At 28.8% G+C, this 19,492-nt stretch carries 20 protein-coding genes; 2 read left to right on the top strand and 18 right to left on the bottom strand.

Annotation, left to right across the window (positions count from 1 at the left end):
* Nucleotides 1–13: 13 nt before the first annotated feature.
* The 14 genes from Q1J60_RS12745 to cdaA all read right to left on the bottom strand — a co-directional run bounded on the left by Q1J60_RS12745 (nt 14) and on the right by cdaA (nt 13,237).
* Nucleotides 14–331: a DUF1540 domain-containing protein gene (locus tag Q1J60_RS12745; RefSeq protein ID WP_300262985.1), complete on the bottom strand. Its 318-nt coding sequence runs from the start codon at nt 329–331 to the stop codon at nt 14–16.
* 65 nt (nt 332–396) lie between these two features.
* Nucleotides 397–696 (bottom strand): YerC/YecD family TrpR-related protein, encoded by a 300-nt coding sequence (locus Q1J60_RS12750; RefSeq protein WP_003454163.1) that lies wholly within the window; start codon nt 694–696, stop codon nt 397–399.
* Between the two features lie 141 nt (nt 697–837).
* The gene (locus Q1J60_RS12755) at nt 838–1,677 is read right to left on the bottom strand and encodes an AIM24 family protein (RefSeq protein ID WP_300262988.1); all 840 of its coding nucleotides are present in this window, start codon (nt 1,675–1,677) and stop codon (nt 838–840) included.
* A gap of 163 nt (nt 1,678–1,840) precedes the next feature.
* Nucleotides 1,841–1,996 (bottom strand): hypothetical protein, encoded by a 156-nt coding sequence (locus Q1J60_RS12760; protein WP_300262991.1) that lies wholly within the window; start codon nt 1,994–1,996, stop codon nt 1,841–1,843.
* A gap of 59 nt (nt 1,997–2,055) precedes the next feature.
* On the bottom strand, nt 2,056–2,238 hold the full coding sequence (locus Q1J60_RS12765) for a hypothetical protein (protein ID WP_300262993.1): 183 nt from the start codon (nt 2,236–2,238) through the stop codon (nt 2,056–2,058).
* Complete coding sequence (locus Q1J60_RS12770; RefSeq protein WP_300262996.1) at nt 2,235–2,348, bottom strand: glycogen debranching enzyme N-terminal domain-containing protein; 114 nt, start codon at nt 2,346–2,348, stop codon at nt 2,235–2,237. Before Q1J60_RS12770 ends, Q1J60_RS12765 begins: the two co-directional genes overlap by 4 nt.
* A 628-nt stretch (nt 2,349–2,976) precedes the next feature.
* On the bottom strand, nt 2,977–3,918 hold the full coding sequence (locus Q1J60_RS12775; protein WP_300262998.1) for a PucR family transcriptional regulator: 942 nt from the start codon (nt 3,916–3,918) through the stop codon (nt 2,977–2,979).
* A 34-nt stretch (nt 3,919–3,952) separates the two neighbouring features.
* Nucleotides 3,953–5,062: an ABC transporter ATP-binding protein gene (locus tag Q1J60_RS12780; RefSeq protein ID WP_300263001.1), complete on the bottom strand. Its 1,110-nt coding sequence runs from the start codon at nt 5,060–5,062 to the stop codon at nt 3,953–3,955.
* A 215-nt stretch (nt 5,063–5,277) separates the two neighbouring features.
* Nucleotides 5,278–6,996, bottom strand: a complete 1,719-nt coding sequence (locus Q1J60_RS12785; RefSeq protein WP_300263004.1) for a ferredoxin hydrogenase — start codon at nt 6,994–6,996, stop codon at nt 5,278–5,280.
* Nucleotides 6,997–7,222: 226 nt separating this feature from the next.
* On the bottom strand, nt 7,223–8,293 hold the full coding sequence (gene buk, locus Q1J60_RS12790; RefSeq protein ID WP_300263006.1) for a butyrate kinase: 1,071 nt from the start codon (nt 8,291–8,293) through the stop codon (nt 7,223–7,225).
* Nucleotides 8,294–8,315: 22 nt separating this feature from the next.
* Nucleotides 8,316–9,224 carry a phosphate butyryltransferase gene (gene ptb / locus Q1J60_RS12795; RefSeq protein ID WP_300263008.1) on the bottom strand — a complete coding sequence of 303 codons (909 nt, stop codon included), beginning with the start codon at nt 9,222–9,224 and terminating at the stop codon, nt 8,316–8,318.
* A gap of 182 nt (nt 9,225–9,406) precedes the next feature.
* Nucleotides 9,407–11,008, bottom strand: a complete 1,602-nt coding sequence (locus Q1J60_RS12800; RefSeq protein ID WP_300263010.1) for an NAD(P)/FAD-dependent oxidoreductase — start codon at nt 11,006–11,008, stop codon at nt 9,407–9,409.
* A 76-nt stretch (nt 11,009–11,084) separates the two neighbouring features.
* Nucleotides 11,085–12,413 carry a CdaR family protein gene (locus Q1J60_RS12805; protein ID WP_300263013.1) on the bottom strand — a complete coding sequence of 443 codons (1,329 nt, stop codon included), beginning with the start codon at nt 12,411–12,413 and terminating at the stop codon, nt 11,085–11,087.
* A complete protein-coding gene (cdaA, locus tag Q1J60_RS12810; protein ID WP_300263016.1) occupies nt 12,380–13,237 on the bottom strand; it encodes a diadenylate cyclase CdaA in 858 nt (285 codons plus the stop codon). The genes Q1J60_RS12805 and cdaA overlap by 34 nt, the downstream gene beginning before the upstream one ends.
* A 160-nt stretch (nt 13,238–13,397) precedes the next feature.
* On the opposite strand from cdaA, the gene Q1J60_RS12815 reads away from it, so the two are divergent.
* Together Q1J60_RS12815 and Q1J60_RS12820 are read left to right on the top strand one after the other, a co-directional pair.
* Nucleotides 13,398–14,360, top strand: coding sequence for a hypothetical protein (locus Q1J60_RS12815; protein WP_300263019.1), 963 nt, complete (start codon nt 13,398–13,400; stop codon nt 14,358–14,360).
* A gap of 70 nt (nt 14,361–14,430) precedes the next feature.
* Entirely contained in the window at nt 14,431–15,033 is a 603-nt protein-coding gene (locus tag Q1J60_RS12820) for a cell wall hydrolase (RefSeq protein ID WP_300263021.1), read from the top strand.
* 42 nt (nt 15,034–15,075) lie between these two features.
* On the opposite strand, the gene Q1J60_RS12825 is transcribed toward Q1J60_RS12820, so the two are convergent.
* The 4 genes from Q1J60_RS12825 to ptsP form a co-directional block, all read right to left on the bottom strand.
* Nucleotides 15,076–15,936 (bottom strand): NAD(P)/FAD-dependent oxidoreductase, encoded by an 861-nt coding sequence (locus Q1J60_RS12825; RefSeq protein WP_300263024.1) that lies wholly within the window; start codon nt 15,934–15,936, stop codon nt 15,076–15,078.
* 26 nt (nt 15,937–15,962) lie between these two features.
* Complete coding sequence (gene trxA / locus Q1J60_RS12830) at nt 15,963–16,277, bottom strand: thioredoxin (protein ID WP_300263027.1); 315 nt, start codon at nt 16,275–16,277, stop codon at nt 15,963–15,965.
* A 116-nt stretch (nt 16,278–16,393) separates the two neighbouring features.
* Nucleotides 16,394–17,563: a beta-aspartyl-peptidase gene (gene iadA, locus Q1J60_RS12835; protein WP_300263030.1), complete on the bottom strand. Its 1,170-nt coding sequence runs from the start codon at nt 17,561–17,563 to the stop codon at nt 16,394–16,396.
* Between the two features lie 171 nt (nt 17,564–17,734).
* A complete protein-coding gene (gene ptsP, locus Q1J60_RS12840) occupies nt 17,735–19,354 on the bottom strand; it encodes a phosphoenolpyruvate--protein phosphotransferase (RefSeq protein ID WP_300263033.1) in 1,620 nt (539 codons plus the stop codon).
* Nucleotides 19,355–19,492: the final 138 nt, after the last annotated feature.

A 19,492-nucleotide genomic window follows, 5' to 3' on the forward strand; every position in this document is an offset into this window, starting at 1 on the left:
AATTAATATTTTATTATTCTTGTCTAAAAGTTGAACATTCTGTATTGTCTTGGTGTTGTGCATAATTACCTGAAATATCTATGCTTTCAGCATGGCATTTACAGTTTTTATTATAGCAGCATTTATCTGCTTCACATTCAACACTAGTTGCTTGTTCTGCAATCCCAACATCAACGGCAGCGTTAGTGAATCCACCTTTTTCAACAAAGCTTCCACAACAAGTAGCTTCTGATTGATTAGCAAATGAACCATTTACTTTTATTGAATTTAATGAACACATATCATTTTGATTATATGCACAGTTATCTACACCACAGCTTAAATTTGGCATACTATATCCCTCCTTAAGTATTAATGATAGTAGTATGCCTCTTTTTCAAATAATTATTCTACTAATTATTTTTCATCTAATCTATTTAATATATTATTGTAACCATCTGCTCCATAATTTAAACATCTATTTACTCTGCTTATAGTAGCTGTTGAAGCCTTAGTTTCCTCTGCAATTTCAGTATATGTTTTTTTCTCCCTAAGCATTTTTGCAACATGCAATCTTTGTGCTAATGCTTTCAATTCTGAAATTGTGCATATATCTTCAAAAAAATTGTAACATTCATTTATATCTTCTAATTTTAATATAGCTTCAAATAAAAAATCTAAATCCTTACCTTTTAGTTTAGACTGTACTCCATTCATATAACCTTCTCCTTCAACTACTGGTATATTAATATAAATCTATAATAATTAACTATATGTTTTTCTTTAATAAGTTAATTATATCCCTTTATCACAATAAATAAAATAATACTTGTATGAGAATTGTTTAATTTAATTAAATCACACCTTAGTATTTGAACTACCATTTGGATCTGTTAATGGTTTTAAAGAGTTCCATCCTTGCTTAAGCTTTTCATAGACAGCTTTGGTTGGTACCAGCCATACTTCACCTGTCCCTCTAAATACATTTAAAAGTCCTTCTCCTCCAGTAGCTGTAGACACTAGTGATTTTGATGATTTTTCAACTGTAAACTCAATATCTCCAGTTCTTAATATTGCAAAATTTCCATCAACCTTTAAAACATCATTATTTATTTTGCATTTAAATACTTCTTCTTCAGGTACTGGTATTTCTAAAACTACTATTCCCTGTCCTGAAAGCTTAGTTTGAAATACTCCCTCATTGCCCAAAACCATAGATGATAAAGACTTATTCATGTGGGCAGTTATTTCCACACTACTTTCGCAAGCATAAAATAATCCATCATCAACTATTATTTCATCATCTTCTAATTCGATTAAGGCATAATGACCAAAAGAAGGTTCTAAAAATATATCACCAGTCCCTTCATATTTAGGTTTAAATGTACTCTCTCCTGTAACTTTGCTAGAAAAGAGTTTTTTACCTAGACCTATTGGACCACCAATCTTATTTTTCATAGATATTGGACCTCTCATATAACTTAAAGCTCCTTTTTCTATATTTATAGAGCTATCTTCTAATATAATTCTTACTTGTCTAAGCTTTATGTTAGCTTCCTTCATTTGATTTAGTTTAATTGCAAGTTCTAAAGAATTTCCTCCCTTTAAACTATCATATTCTAAAACCTGAAATACAGAATCTCCCCTCATTTCAGTTATCATATTAATTTTATTTTCTATATTAAATGATGTTCTCACATCCATCTCTCCTTTATACTAAGTTCTTCCTTTAATTATATCGTAAAATTACAAACTTAATAATCACAAAAATTAAAAAAGCTAGAGATTATTAAATTAATCTCTAGCAAAACATTTATGTAAATATATCTTTGTGGACTTTTTTTAATTTTTTTATAATTTCCTAGAATATCTTCTTAATAAACTCTAAGTATTTCTCAAACACTCCAAGATTGAGCATAAAACCCCATAGCTTTATATTTATTAGTAAATAAATCTTTTTTCTTTCCTTAGGATTTAAATTTATTTCAACAGTTCCTGAAATATAACATTTATCCACAAACTTATCACCTATACTTTTATCCACATCATAATAAATTTTATCCACAATTTTATCTATTATTTTTCACCATAAGTAAAAAATCTTATATTTATGTCCTTATTTAGCTCTGGAATAAATTGAATTTTATTTATAACTACTCCATCTACAAAAAATTTAAAATGAAGTAGCCCATCATAATAAAATCCTTGAAGATTTTTAAAGCTATCAACTATTTTATCTGTATATTTACAATAACTCAACAGGTTAATCTTTCCATATTAATACATACTAATAATAATCCCTGATATTTTCTACAGTTTGTTCCTATAGCAGTTCCTACACAAAATCCATTTATGCAATTAGTAAACATCCACTCTTTTCTATACCTCTGTCATAAATAGTCCAATCTTTTTTCCAAACTTCATAAATTGACACCTCTTAATTGAATATCTAAAACCTCTTTTTCACCATAACCTCTATGAATTTTAAGCTTTTCTTATTACTTATATACTCTAATCATATATAAAAACAACTTTTCATAAAGTTATTTTCTCTATTATTTCTTGGTGCATTTTTTAATTTCCAAAATGTCATCACAATATTCTTATATTGTTCTGTCACTTTAGAACACGACTGAATTACAAGTATTTTCAAAGGCTTTTTAGCCAATCCTAGTTTATCTTTATAAGCTTCAAATACCTTATCTTAAGTATCTTTAAATGCTTTAAAATCTGCTAATAAAAAGCATTGATCTCCCTCTTCTAATAATGAATTATAAAGATCTTCAAAATCATCAGTACCTCTATCAATAAATCTAAAACTCTCTTTAAATCTTCATCTGCTTTATAGTAAACAACTTCGATATAGTTTCTAAATTTATTATTATTTTATATAAAATTTATTCATTATTTTCCACCATAAAATAAAAAACCATATCAAATTTTAAAATATTTCCTTTGATATAGTTTCCTATTAGCATAAATATATTTTAAATTATATTACTTACTTATTTCTTTACCACGCCATATTAAAAAAGCTATTTTAAAGATTACAGCTTCATTAAAATTTCTTATATCATAAGATGTATACTTTTGAATTTTATCTAATCTATAAATTAGAGTATTTCTATGTACATATAATTCTTTAGATGCATCACTTATATTAAGCCCACACTTAAAAAATGTTTCTATAGTCTTTATCATCTCTCTATCTAAATTAGAAAATCCTAACCCAAAATCTTCATACATCTTCATCTTTAAGTCTTCATCTATGGAATCAACTAAAGTTTCAAAAAGTAAATCTCTTTCTCCATAAATAACTTCATCCAAATCATATTTTATTGCAAGATTTATCTTAGACATATTTATCTCATAAGCCTCTTTTATTTTATTTATATTATTTAATTTCATATAACTTATATAACATTTTACATAAAGGTTTGAATCAATAGAGTCCTTTATACTATTAACATGATCATCAACATCTTCTAAAGCACCAATAATTACTATATTATTCTCTTTTAAAAGGCTAAATATATTTTTATTACCATAGCATTCATCAACCAGTTCTAAACCATCTTGAAGGTGTGAAGCTAAATAAACATTAATTATATAGAAATCACCTTTTAAAAAGTTAAACTCCTTATCAATAATATTTTTATCTATAGTAGCTCCATTTAAAACCTTCCTAATAAGTTTTTCCTTTTTACCTAAAGCTTCTTTAATCTTATTTTCAATTAAATATCTTAATAAAGAAGTACAGCTTTCATATTCCTTTTCAGTTATTATTTTCCCCTTTTTACCATTAACTTCAAACTCTAAACAAACTATATCACAATTATCAAAATTTGATAGTATAAATTCATTACTATCCAAAATAACCATAAAAGGTATTTTAGTATTTAAATATAACTCTTCTAAGAACTTATGAAAACTGTACATATTGATTACCCCTCTATATTAAAGCTATTGTTAATTAAACTAATTTTAATTCAGTTTCTTTATCGAATATATGAATCTTATTAGAATCAACGTAGAACTTAGCTTCTTGACCATTTTGTAACTTAGTACTTCCATTTACTCTAACTGTTATGTTTTGATCTCCAAGTTTAGTATAAATGTAACTTTCTGCTCCCATTAACTCTGTAACTTCAACTTTTGATTTTATTACTGTTGTTGGATTTGCTGCAACTAATTCTTGCTCATCATCTAAATGTTCAGGTCTTATACCTATTATAACATTTTTTCCTATATATCCTTTTTCTTTTAATAATCTAGCTTTATCCATTGGCATTTCAACTTTTTCACCTTGGAAGCAAGCAAAATATTTTCCGCCTTCTTCTTTTATAGTACCATCTATAAAGTTCATTTGTGGACTTCCTATGAATCCTGCAACGAATATATTAGCTGGGTTATTATATATTTCTTGTGGTGAGTCAACTTGTTGAACTATACCATCTTTCATAACAACTATTCTTGTACCCATTGTCATAGCCTCAACTTGGTCATGTGTAACATATATAAATGTTGTTTGTAATCTTTGATGCAATTTAGAAATTTCAGTTCTCATTTGAACTCTTAATTTAGCATCTAAGTTTGATAAAGGCTCGTCCATTAAGAATACTTTAGGTTCTCTTACTATAGCTCTTCCTAATGCAACCCTTTGTCTTTGACCTCCTGATAAAGCCTTTGGTTTTCTATCTAATAAATGCTCTATATCAAGTATTTTAGCTGCATCCTTGACCTTTTTTTCTATTTCTTCCTTTGGAACTTTTCTTAACTTAAGTCCAAATGCCATGTTATCATATACAGTCATATGTGGATATAGTGCGTAACTTTGGAAAACCATTGCTATATCTCTTTCCTTTGGTTCAACTTCGTTAACTAATCTATCTCCAATAAATAATTCACCTTTTGATATTTCTTCTAATCCAGCAATCATTCTTAAAGTAGTAGACTTACCACAACCTGATGGTCCAACAAATACGATAAACTCTTTATCAGCAATTTCTAAATTAAAGTCCTTAACTGCTGTAACATCTCCTGGATAAACTTTATAAATATGTTTAAGTGATAAATTTGCCATATTAATATTCCCCCATAAATTTTAATTATTTTCTCTAATTTCTTTTATGACTTTATTTTACATCAATTAACCGTTTTCATCCATGAACATTATTTACAAAAGAATTCATTATTTTTTGTATGATAATCTAAATAGACTGTACAAATTTTATTTTTATTGTGATATTTTCAAATAAAAAACAGGATGCATTAAACATCCTGTTTATATTTTAAATATTATTTTTTATATTTCATGTGTAATAATTCATGAGCTCTTCCATGACCTGGTTTACCCATGTAGTTTTCATACATTTTTAATAAAGCTGAGTTTTGATGTGATTTTCTTTTCTCTAAATGCTTATCTTGATTATAAAGAACAGAAGCTCTTACTTCTCTAATATCCATTTTATCACTATCTTCAGCTGATATGTGTGGTTGTCCTCCACCATTAACACATCCACCTGGACATGCCATTACTTCTATGAAATGATAATCATTTATTTTACCAGACTTAACTAGTTCAAATACATTAGCAGCTCCACTTACAACAGCTAATTTATATTTATTTCCTGCTATTTCAACTTCTGTTTCTTTTATTCCAGCTAATCCTCTAACAGCTTCATAATCTACATTATCTAAGTTAGCATTTTCCATGAAATCTTTAGCTGTTCTTAAAGCAGCTTCCATAACTCCACCAGTAGCTCCAAATATAACACCAGCTCCAGTGTACTCACCCATAGCTGGATCTACTTCACCATCTTCTAATTTAGCAAAGTCTATTTTAGCAGCTTTTATCATTCTAGCTAACTCTCTTGCTGTTATAACTGCATCTATATTTCTTATTCCTTCATTTTCCATTTCAGGCCTATCAGCTTCGAATTTTTTAGACGTACAAGGCATTACAGTTACTGTAAATACTTTTTTAGGATCTATATTAGCAACTTGTGGATAATAAGTTTTTGATGCTGCACCAAATATTTGTTGTGGTGACTTAGCTGTTGAAAGATTTACTAATAATTCAGGGAAGTAGTTTTCAACTTCTCTAACCCATGATGGACAACATGAAGTTAACATTGGGAAAGGTCCGTTATTTTTTATTCTTTCTACAAGTTCAGTAGCCTCTTCCATTATTGTCATATCAGCACCAAAGTTTATGTCAAATACTTTATCAAAACCTAATTCTCTTAAAGCAGTATATAATTTTCCAGTAACATCTTGTCCATAACCCATCTTGAATAATTCACCCATTGATGTTCTTACAGCTGGTGCCATAGCAACTATTACATGCTTTTCTGGATCATTTAATGCATCTTGTACTCTTTCAATATGTGATTTTTCTGATAATGCATCAACTGGACAAGCAGCTACACATTGTCCACATAATAAACAATTTGTATCATCGAAACATTTTAATTCTTCTGGTCCTACTAATCTTACTCCATCAATTCTATGGAATTTTATTGAGTTAGTAGCAGTTCTTGTTCTACATGCAGCAACACATCTACCACATTTAACACATTTACTTCTATCTAAAACTATTGATTTACTTCTGTCATCTACATATTCTGATTTGTCTACAACTACAAATGGTTTGTGAGCTCTTGCTTTTGTTTTAATTACAAGTTTTAAGAATTCACAATTTTCTCTTCTTTTACATGGTCCACATTTAAATTCATGCTCATCCAAAAGTTCTGCAACTCTTTCTTTTCTAGCCTCTATAACTTTTTCACTATCAGTTTTAATTACCATTCCATCTTTAGCTTTTATTGCACAAGATCTTAACAGTCTATCATTTCCTTCTTGCTCAACAAGACAAACCCCACATTGTCCCTTATTTCCACAATTTTTCAACTCACAAAGCACAGGAATGTCAAATCCATTCTCTCTTGCTAAGTCAAGTATAGTCTTGTCACCATCAAATTCTATAGTCTTATCATTGATTATTATTTTATTCATGCTGTTCCTCCAATTTTTGGTTTTAAATTAAAACTAAATCTCAACTTATATACTGTAAAAATCAGTTAATTTTAAAATCATCGTTATTATTCTAACATAATATTTATGAAATATAAATATTTCAGATTTTTATGAACACTTTTTTTAAAACAAAATTTAAGGGAGAATTACAAAATTCTTCCCTTAAGTAATCTAAATTAGAAATATTTATATATATTAATTTAATCTATTTATATATCTTTGCTTCTTCAACACCATCTAAAATTCTTATAGCTCCTTGTGCTAAAGCTAAAAGTTCATCTTCTCCACCATATACAACCATAGGTGCAATCCATTTTACTTTTTTATTTATAGCGTTAGTTACATAGTGACTATATGCAATTCCACCAGTTAATACTATAGAATCAACATCTCCATCTAAAACTACAGACATAGAGCCTATTTCTTTTGCTATTTGATATATGAAAGCATCAAATATTAATGAACCTTTTTCATCCTCCTCTTGTGATAGCTTTATTAAATCTCTTGCATCATTTGTATTAGCATAAGCAACGAAACCGCCTTTTCCAACTAATTTTTTATAAACATCTTCTTTACTATAATTTCCTGAGAAACACATTTCTACCAATTCACCTGAAGGAACTCCTCCTGCTCTTTCTGGTGAAAATGGTCCATCACCATCTAATGCATTATTTACATCTATAACTCTACCTTTTCTGTGTGCTCCTACTGAAACTCCACCACCCATATGAACAACTATTAAGTTAACATCTTCATATGAAGTATTACGTTCTTTTGAATATCTCTTCGCAACAGCCTTTTGATTTAGTGCATGGAATTTACTTTTCCTAGGTAATTCTGGAACTCCTGATAATCTTGCTACATCTTCCATTTCATCAACAACAACTGGATCTACTATAAATGCTCTCTTACCAATTCCTTTTGCTATTTCATTAGATAATATTCCACCTAAGTTCGAAGCATGTGGCCCTTGAACTCCAACTTTTAAATCTTCAACCATAGCCTCATTGACTTCATAAGTTCCACCTTCTATCGGTTTAAGCATTCCACCTCTTCCAACAACAGCATCTAACTCATTTATGTCAATTCCTTTTTCTTTTAATACATTTAAAATAACTTCTTTTCTAAAATCAAGTTGATCAAATATTGTATCATATTTTAATATTTCTTCTGATGAATGTCTTAAAGTTTCTTCTAAAACTTCTTTTTCCCCTTCATAAACACCAATTTTAGTTGATGTAGATCCTGGATTTATTATTAATAATTTATACACCATATAACTTTCCCCCAAAAATTCTCTACTTTAAATCATGAGCAACCACTGCTGCTATAGCTATTGATTTAACTTTTGTTTCAAAACTATCTGCTCTAGAAGTTAATATAACTGGAGCTGATGTACCAACTAATAACCCACCATTTTTACACTCTGACATGTAAGTTAAAGTCTTGTACATTACATTTGCAACATCTATATTTGGTAATAATAATATATCCGCTTTTCCTGAAACTTCTCCTTTTATTCCTTTATGCTCTGCTGCTTCCTCTGATATAGCATTATCCAAGGCAAATGGCCCATCAACTATACATCCCTTTATTTGTCCTCTATCATTCATCTTAGCTAATAATGCTGCATCTATTGTTGCTGGCATATTAGGATTTACAACCTCCACTGCACCTATAACAGCTACCTTAGGAACTTTAACTCCACAAGCATGTGCAACTTTAACTGAGTTATTTATCATTGATACCTTATCTTTTAACTCTGGATAAGTATTAAAAGCTGCATCTGTTAAGAAAAGTAACCTATCAATTCCTGGTATTTCGAATACAGATACATGTGACATTAATTTACCTGTTCTTAATCCAACCTCTTTATTCAATACACTTCTTAAAAAAGTAGCAGTATCAACTAGACCTTTCATTACCATATCAGTTTTTCCTATTGATGCTAGTTCTACTGCTAATAATGCTGCTTTTTTATCATCAGGTTCATTTATAATTTCAAAATCAGCTAAATTCATATCTATTTTATTAGCTATTTCTTTTATTTTTTCTTCATTACCAACTAAAATAGCATCAGCTATTCCTAATTTTTTGGCTTCTCTTAAAGCCTCTAAAACTGGTTTATCTTGAGCAACTGCAACCGAAACTTTTTTCATTCCATTCTCTCTTAGTTTTGAAAACAATTCATTAAAATTTTTAGCCATAATACTCAACCCTCTCTATCGAATTTTGTTAAATTTATAACAATTAGAAATAAAAAAAAACTGACTATATAAATTTATTAATTCAAAATCAATTCTCAATAACTATATTTTACCAAAAAATATTCTGAAAACATCAGTTTTCAGAATATTCAATTTATTATCTTTTATTTAATTGTTAAAATTTAAACACTATATTCTTTCATAATATTTTCTGCTACTTTTAGACCATCTACAGCTGCTGAAACAATTCCTCCTGCAAAACCTGCGCCTTCTCCAGCTGGATATAAACCCTCTAAAGATATACTTTGTAACTTTTCATTTCTTTCAATTCTAACTGGAGCTGATGTTCTTGTTTCTATACCAGTTAATACACTATCACTATGTCCAAAACCTTTTATCTTTCTATCAAAGTCAGTTATTCCCTCTTTTAAGCCATCTATTACATAAGAAGGTAAGCACTTTCTTAAATCTTCAAATCTATATCCATTACTTAACACACTCGGATTAACCTTTCCTAGCTTAGTTGTAACTCTATCATTCATAAAATCTCCAACTAATTGAACTGGAGTGTTATAATTTCCTCCTCCTAGTTTAAAAGCAAGTTCTTCATAATGTCTTTGGAACTTCATTCCTTCTAAAGGATGATCTCCTCCAAAATCATTTGGTCCTACAGTTACCACTAAAGCCGAGTTAGCATTTTCTTTATCTCTAGCATGATAACTCATTCCATTTACACATAATCTTTTTTCCTCTGAAGAAGCATTTACAACAACTCCCCCAGGACACATACAGAAAGAATAGATAGCTCTATCTAGAGTCTTACTTTGATATGATAATCTATATTCAGCTGCCTTTAATCTTTTATGATTAGCATATTTTTCTCCATACTGACTTAAATTTATAATTTCTTGTGGATGCTCTATCCTAACTCCGATAGCAAATGGTTTTTGCTTCATAAAGATCCCTTCATTGAATAACATTTCATATGTATCTCTAGAACTATGTCCTAAAGCTAAAACTGCTACTTCACATGGTACTTCTTCACCGTTAACTTTTATTCCTTTTAACTTGTTATCTTTTTTTATTATACCTTCAAATCTTGAATTAAAATGAACTTCTCCACCATGTCTTTTTATTTCTTCTCTAATATTTTTAACTACGTCTTTTAATATATCAGTTCCTACATGAGGTTTTCCTTTATATATTATTTCCTCTGGTGCGCCATTTCTCACAAGAGCATCAAGAACATAATCACATCTTGTATCTTTTATTCTAGTTGTAAGCTTTCCATCTGAAAAAGCTCCTGCTCCACCTTCACCAAACTGTACATTTGACTCTGGATTTAATTCTCCAGTTCTCCAAAATTCTTCTACAGTTTTAGTTCTCTTATCTACGTCTTCTCCTCTTTCAAAAACGATTGGATTAAATCCCTTCTTAGCTAATAAAAGAGCTGCAAAAAGTCCTGCTGGCCCTAATCCTATAACTATTGGTCTATGCTCAAGTTTTTTTTCCCCAAAGTTAAAATCAAAATCATAATTAACTTTATCTATCTTTACATCCTTATCATTAAGTCTAGCTACTATTTTTTCTTCATCTTCATGCTCTATATTTATACAATAATTAAATTTTATAAGATTCTTTTTCCTTGCGTCTAAAGATTCTTTTATTATTTTTATATCTCCAATTTCATCCTTGGACATCTTTAATTTCTTAGCTACTTTATTCTTTAAAAGACTTAAGTCTTCATTTATGTCTAAACTAATATTATTTATTCTAATAGTCATAAAACTGCCTCCACTTTATTTTCTTTAGTAAATTATTTTACCACAGAATACGCTTAAAGTAATCTGTGGTAAATATTTATTGTTTATTATTTGAATTTTGATTATTACTTCTATTTGAAGCATTATTATTATTATTTGAATTATCACTTGGTTTTGTAGAATTATTCTCTGCACTTTCTGCTGAATCATTATTTTTTTTAAAAGTTACCTTAACCTCCGTAGGATTTGTGCTAATAACCTTTATATTATAATAAGAGTTTGATATATTAGGCTTTACACTACCTCCATCAACTGTAAGTTTTGATATATCAATAGTACATTTAAATTTACTTAAATCAATACTATTTACTGAATCCTCAGGTCCATTAATTGTTACTTTTACAGTTTTAGTATTTAATTCAGGAGTATATCCATCTACAGTACCTTCTATAGTTACTGGTAATTCTATTTCCTTTTGAGCATCTTTACTAAAATCTAATTTAACTTTAATTTGGGCTTGGTCATTAGATGCTAAACCTACTCCCTCTGGAACTTTTAATACTGTTGATATCTCCGAATCATCTCCATACTGTGAAACATCTATAGGTACTGTCTCAATGGAGTTTATTTTACTTAAAGTATCCTCTGATCCAATTAAACTCACCTTTGCTATACTTGGTATAATTGATTTTATGGCTAATCCTTCCTTAGGAGTGCCGGTTGTAATAACACTAACTGGTACTTCCTTAGATTTTTTCACTCCAAAGGATACATCTACTTTATTAGGACTTATATTAACTTCCTTAATTTCATTGCCCTCTTCATCTACTGCCACAACTGGTAAATTCATATTAACAGCCTTGTTAACATCATTTATCTCACCTTTCACTTCTAAAGTCTTAACTTTACTTACTAATGATTGTGCTCCAGATACAGTAGCATTTTGTGGATTTATATTTATTTTATCTGCATAAGTACCATGCTCTGTATTTACCTTTATTTTGCTAACAATAGGCAGACTTTTTTCTTGGTATTTATCAAGAAGAACATTCACTCTTAGAAATCCATTATTTTTTATGTTTATATTATTAGGATAACTTTCTATTTGTACTGGTATATTATTGTCTCCATCTTTTAAAACATATTCACTTAAATTAACAACTACCTTAAATTGTTCTTTTTTCACCTTATATATTTCAGTAGATGGACCTTCTAAATCTAAATCTACAGTTAAATTTTGATTAGGAACCATTACTAAATCATATTCTTTAAGTATATCATTATTAACAACCTGAACTGGTACATTATTTAATTTAAGCTCTCTTACTGGATTTTCTACATTTATTATATATAACCAAAGAGAAAATGATAATATTAAGCATATAAATTTTACTAAGAAATTCTTTCCCTTAATTTTTTTAAGCATATTTTCACCTTCTCTCCATAAGTTTTTCCTCTCTTATCTCGTCTATTTCTCATAACTTTTAATAATATATTTTTTAATTTTTTACCATCATAATTTCTTGTTAATCGACCTTTTACAGCTAAAGATATAGCTCCTGTTTCTTCTGAAACAACAATAACTAAAGCATCTGATATTTCAGATAATCCTATAGCAGCTCTATGTCTAGTTCCAAGTTTTTTATTTATAGTATTATTATTTGTTAATGGTAATACACAACCTGCTGAAACGATTCTATCATTTCTAATTATAGTTGCCCCATCATGTAATGGAGTGTTCTTAAAGAATATATTCTCTATTAATGCAGAAGTTATTACTGCATCTAACTGAGTTCCTGTAGAAATTATTTCTGCTAATCCTGTCCCTTGCTCTATAGCTATTAGAGCACCAGTTTTAGTTTCAGCCATATTCTCTACTGCTATTATAATTTGATCAATAACTTCCTCTAACTTTTGATCATCTTGAATAACATGAAAATCATCAAAAGCAGTACTTCCTATATGTTCTAATGCTCTTCTTATTTCTGGTTGGAAAATAATAATTATTGATAAAACACCTATTGTTAATGTTTTTGTTAATATAAAGTTCAACATTTGAAGTCTCAAAACATAACTTATAGGAATTAAAATCAATAACAATATTACTCCCTTTAACAATTGCTCTGCCCTTGTTTCTTTTATTAACATATATCCTCTATAAAATATAAAAGCTACAATCAATATATCTATGATAGACCAAATAGATACATCCTTTAAACTATTTGTAAATACCGTTATTAATTCTTGCACAAAATTCACCTCCATTACAGTAACAATTAAATTATACAATAAAAATCTAAGTATAAGATACATTTTAAATGATTTCTTTTCAGTTTTACATATTCTAAGTAATGTTATTATATATTCTCTCATATATTTTAATAGAAAATTATATAAGGGGGTGCTCACTATGGACTTTAAATATAAAAAATATATTGATAATTCCTTAATATATATAATATTTGCAGTTCTGATATTAATATTTATAATAGGTTTTTTATTTTTCAGATCACACAATGAAAAATCCAAACTTGAAGACATAGGAAGAACTATTTCTGAAATTAATCTTACTTATGATTTTTCTGAGGATACAATAACATCTGAAATTTATATTAACTCAATAGAAATGAAATTAGATAAACTTAAAGAAACAAATTCTACTTTAAAATCTTTATCAGTTTCTCAAAAGCATCAAAATTTATTCTCTCCAATTAATGATGGATTAGATAAAAATATTGAATTATTCAATAAATTACTTTCTATTTTGAAAACTCCAGATGCTTTAAATCTAGCTGATGAATATGCTATTGCTTCAAAATTAAAGGAAGAATGTGAAAATTACTATTCTATGTGTAGATCTAATTTAATTCCTGTATATCTATATAAAGAAGGTAATAATTACCTCCAAGATATTTTTTATTATATAAATGAGCTAATAAAAACTAACAGAGATAAGAGATTTATTCAAAGCCAAAAAAATGATTTTGTTGTTTCTATGAAAGCACTGCTTCTTAAACTTTCTTCAATTGACGAAAAACTTTTTGAAACAGCTAACTTAATTAAAGAATCAAATAGAGATTTAAAAGTTTTGGCTACAGATATAGAAAATAAACTTTCTTTTCTTAAAGAATTAAAAAACGACTTATATTCTTTACCTATCCCAGAACAAGCTAATGATTCTTTCTTAGCACTTGAAAAAGCATTAAAATCTTATGATAAATATATTAATTACTTCTATAAAGGTCTTTTAGATGAAATTGAAAATAAAAAGACAGCAGAAGATTATTATAATGAATCTTCAAATTTATTTGATGAATTCACCTATTCATTAGAAGATGCTGAAAAATCTTTAGATAATTATAATAAAAATTAAAGTATGGTATTAATTCTATTTTTTTGGTTACAATATACAAAGTAAAATAATTACCTAAAAGGAGGTTCTTATGAAAAAGAGTATTTATACTTACTTTATCTTCGCCTTCGCCTTATTAATTATCACTACACTTAATGAGAAAGAAGTTTTAGGGCTTTCTCTTTCAAATGAGCATATAACCAAAAATAATTATATAGAATTAACAGAGATAGCTACTAATTCACCAAATCCTGAATGTGAGCAAAGCTATAATACAAATAATGATGTTGTTGCTGTATTCAAAAGTTCAGACTCTACAATTTCACTTACTAATGATGACATATATTTAATGTCTCAAGTAGTATATGCTGAAAGTAAAGGTGAACCTTTTGATGGAAAAATAGCAGTTGCATCAGTAATACTTAACAGAACAACAAATTCTCAATTTCCAGATACAATTCATGGAGTAATAACTCAAAAAAATGCTTTTTCTTGTGTTAGAAATGGCAAAATTGACGTAGTACCTGATGATGATAGTTATAATGCTGTTATAAAAGCTATAGAAGGATATGACCCAACAGGTGAAGCATTATATTTTTATAACCCTAAAATTGCTACATGCTCGTGGATGAAAGGCGTTCAAAAGACAGGAGAAAAAAGTATAGGTCAACATGTATTTTTTAATGTTACTTAAATAAATAGGCTATATCAAAATAAATTTGATATAGCCTATTTTTTATTTCTTACTGTCTAAGTATGCAACTGCACTTAAAGCAGCTACATTTCCTTCACCTGCAGCTTTTATATATTGGTATGGTCTACCAGTACAATCTCCTGCAGCAAAACAGCCTTCTATATTAGTTTTCATTAACCTATCAACTTCTATGTAATCTTCAGTTATTTTTAATCCTGGTACTAATTGCCCTGGTGATATACTATCTCTTAATAAAAATATACCATCAGTATCTATTTCACCATTCTTAGTAACTAATTTATTAACTTTATTATCCCCTTTTATTTCTAAAGGAATATCATTAATAACTTCAATTTCTGAATTTAAATTAAATTCTCCCTTATATCTAGGAATATAATAAACTTTAGCTGCTAATTCACTTACAAAATTAGCTTCTTCTTCAGCTTCTTTATTATAGCCAATTATAGTTACAGTTTTTTCTTTATATAAAGGAGCATCACAAGTTGCACAATATCCTACACCTTTACCTAAGAATTCTTCTTCACCTTTCATAGGTTTTGTGTATTCAATACCTGTTGCTAAGATTATTGAAGTAGCTTCATACATTTTTTCATTTACCATAAGAGCGAAATATTCTCCCATAGCATAAATACTATTTATTCTTTCTTCTGTTATTTGTATATCCATCTCCTTTAGATGACTCATAAACTGATTTTTAAGGTCAGCACCATTTTTTCCAACAAACCCAAGATAGTTATTTATCTTTGGAGCTTTAACAAGCTTTGTACTTAAATCATTGTTACCAAAAAGAATAAATTTTTTGTTTCTAATTTTTGCATTTAATGCAGCTGAAAGCCCAGCTGGTCCGCTTCCTATTATAGCTATATCGTATCTTTCGCTCAAAATTATTCATCTCCTTAAGAAGCTTATTAAACGTATTTTTTGATAACTTCAACTAATGCAGCTTTTGGTCTAAAACCAACTAAAGTATCAACAACTTTTCCCTCTTTAAATATTAATAAAGTTGGTATACTTTGTATTTGATACTTTCCAGCTGAACCTGGATTTTTATCAACATCAACTTTTACAAACTTAACATTTTCCATTTCATTTGATAACTCTTCTATAACTGGAGCTATCATTTTACAAGGTCCACACCAAGTTGCCCAGAAATCAACAACTACTACTTCACTTGCTTCTATTACTTCTGTATTAAAATCTTGATCATTTATATGTTTTAACATTATATACGCCTCCTGTTATACCCCTAAGGGGTACTTTATTATTTATAATTATATTATATTAAAAAAATTAAGTCAACGCTACAAATAATAATTACTATTTAATTTTTATAATTTTCTTATTCAAATGTTCCTTTTACTAATAATTTTTTATTATACATTAAAACATTCCCTCTAGATATAACAGAATTTATATCTAGATTTTTCTTATCTAATAAAACTATATCTGCATCTTTTCCTGTTGATATAAATCCTTTATTAGATAACTTTAAAATATTAGCAACATTACTAGTTATAACTTTTATTGCTTTTTCTAATGGTACTCCAAGCTTTATAGCTTCCTTCACTTCATTAAAAAGACTTTGAACGGAACAAATTCCTAATCCTTTAAGTTCTCCATTTTTATCGAATAATGGCATGCTCCCATTACCATCTGAAGAAAAAGTTATTCTTTCTATATCTACCCCAGCATCTAAAAGCTTTTTAAGTCCTTCTCCAGCTCTTAATTCTCCTTCTTCTAAATGTTGAGGATCTGAAGATGTAGTTAAATCAATTTGCCCTCCATCCTTAGCATAATTTATTCCAGCTTCAAAAAGTTCTCTACTTCTTCCCATATGAGTAGGAACTATTTGATTTGCTGGAATTTCTGTTTCTTTTATAAGTCTAGTTATATACTCAATCATTCTTTTCCCATTTCCTAAATGAACATTTACTATTCCTGCTTTTCCTGATAAAAGACCTCCAACTCTTGCTTGGGCTACTATATTAAGAAATTGCTCATATGTTGGTTGAGAACTTCTATGGTCTGATAGTGCTATTTCACCTACACCTATAACTTTATCTATTAATAATAAATCACTTTTTATGGTCTTAGTTATAGTATTTACAGGGACATCATAAGATCCAGTATAACAGTAACAAGTTACTCCCTCTTCACAAAGAGCATGAGCTTTTGCAACTAGTCCTTTCATGTCTCTGCAAATACCGTCAGTTCCTATACATCCTACTAGAGTAGTTATACCACCTTTTACTATACTACTTAATTGTAACTCTGGAGTTCTAGTTCTAAAACCACCTTCACCACCTCCACCAATTATATGGACATGACAATCTATAAAGCCTGGAACAGCTATCATGCCTTCTCCATCAATTACTTGTATGTTTATAAAATCTTTAGGAATATTCACATAATCATATAATCCTTCAATTTTATCACTTAATATAACAATATCCTTTTTTCCTAAATACTCTGGGTCATAAATCTCAATATTTTTTATTACTTTTAACAAAAATACACCTCCTTTATTTTAATTATTATTATTTTTACCTAAAACTAAATAATAAATAATTTAATTTAATAAAAACTTATTTTTTTATAAAAAAAAGGCACGAATTAATTCGTGCCAAAACTTAGGGTTTTGAGTGTTCTATATTAATATTAATTTTAATATTATTGACTATTATTCTTGTTCCATTATTATTTTCTTAGCAGTTAGGATTGATGTAGCACTCATAGAGAATTCATCTAAACCATATTCAACTAATGTTGGTATAGCTCTTTCGTCTCCTGCCATCTCTCCACACATTCCTACCCACTTACCATGTTTGTGAGCTCCATCTATTGTCATTTTAATTAATCTTAATACAGCTGGATGCATTGGATTGTAAAGGTATGATACCTTCTCACTCATTCTATCAGCAGCTAATGTATATTGGATTAAATCGTTAGTTCCTATTGAGAAGAAATCAACATGCTTAGCTAACTCATCAGCGCAAACTGCTGCAGCTGGGATTTCAACCATGATACCCCATTGAATTGAATCTGAGTATTCTATACCTTCTGCTTTTAACTCTACTTTGCACTCTTCAACAAATGCTCTAGCTTGTTGGAATTCTTCTAATCCTGAAATCATTGGGAACATTACTGCAAGATTTCCATAAACAGAAGCTCTTAATAAAGCTCTTATTTGAACTCTAAAGATATCTTTTCTGTCTAAGCATAATCTTATAGCTCTGTATCCTAAGAATGGATTCATCTCTTCTGGTAATGGTAAGTATGGAAGAGTTTTATCTCCACCGATATCTAGTGTTCTAATAACAACTTGCTTACCATCTGCTTTTTCTAAAACATATTTGTATGCTTCAAATTGTTCATCTTCAGTTGGAGCTTCATCTCTATCCATATATAAGAACTCAGTTCTAAATAGTCCAACTCCATCTCCACCATTTGCTAAAACTTGATCTATATCTTCTGGTTTGCCTATGTTTCCGCAAACCTCTATTCTTCTACCTGATTTAGTAGTTGTTTTAACATCTATTAATTTTTTTAATTCTTCTTGTTCTGCTTTAAATTTCTCTAATCTAGCTTTATATTCATTTATAGTAGCTTCATCTGGGTTTATTATAGCTACGCCCTCAATACCATCAACTATTATAGTATCCCCATTTTTAACCGAAGTTGTTATGTCACCTAGTCCAACAACAGCTGGTATTTCTAAAGTTCTAGCCATTATAGCTGAGTGAGAAGTTCTTCCTCCGATGTTAGTTAAGAAACCAACAACCTTACTTCTATCTAATTGAGCAGTATCTGAAGGTGTTAAGTCATGAGCTACAACAACAGTATTAGCTCCTACATTTTCCATTCCGTTTCCGCCCTTACCAGCTAGGTTAGCTATTATTCTCTTAGAAACATCTTTTATGTCTGCTGCTCTTTCTCTCATGTAAGGATCATCCATAGAATCAAATATCATAACGAAAGTATCTGTAACATTTTGAACAGCCTTCATAGCGTTTAATTGGTCATTTTCTATAGTCATTTCCATTTGACCAGTAAACTCTACATCATCTAATAACATTAAGTGAGCTTCAAAAACTTGAGCTTCATGTTCTCCAATTTCATTAGCTGTTTTTTCTTTTATTGCTTCTAATTGTTCTCTTGATTGAACTAAAGCTTTAGATAATTTTTCTTTTTCAGATGCTATATCTGAAACCTTCGCATCAGATATTATTATTTCCTCATGTTCTTGTATAAATACAGTTCCTATTGCATATCCTTTTGAAGCAGCAATACCTTTTTTCATTATGTAGTCCTCCTTTAAGTTCGTACTCAACTAAATACAACATAAAATATCAATCACAATTAAACTAAATTCACTGCTTATATATAACAGCAATTTACGTGCCAAGTTTTTAATTGTTAATATTTTTCAAAATATATT

This window comes from Clostridium sp. (assembly GCF_029258205.1).
GTDB lineage: Bacteria > Bacillota > Clostridia > Clostridiales > Clostridiaceae > Sarcina.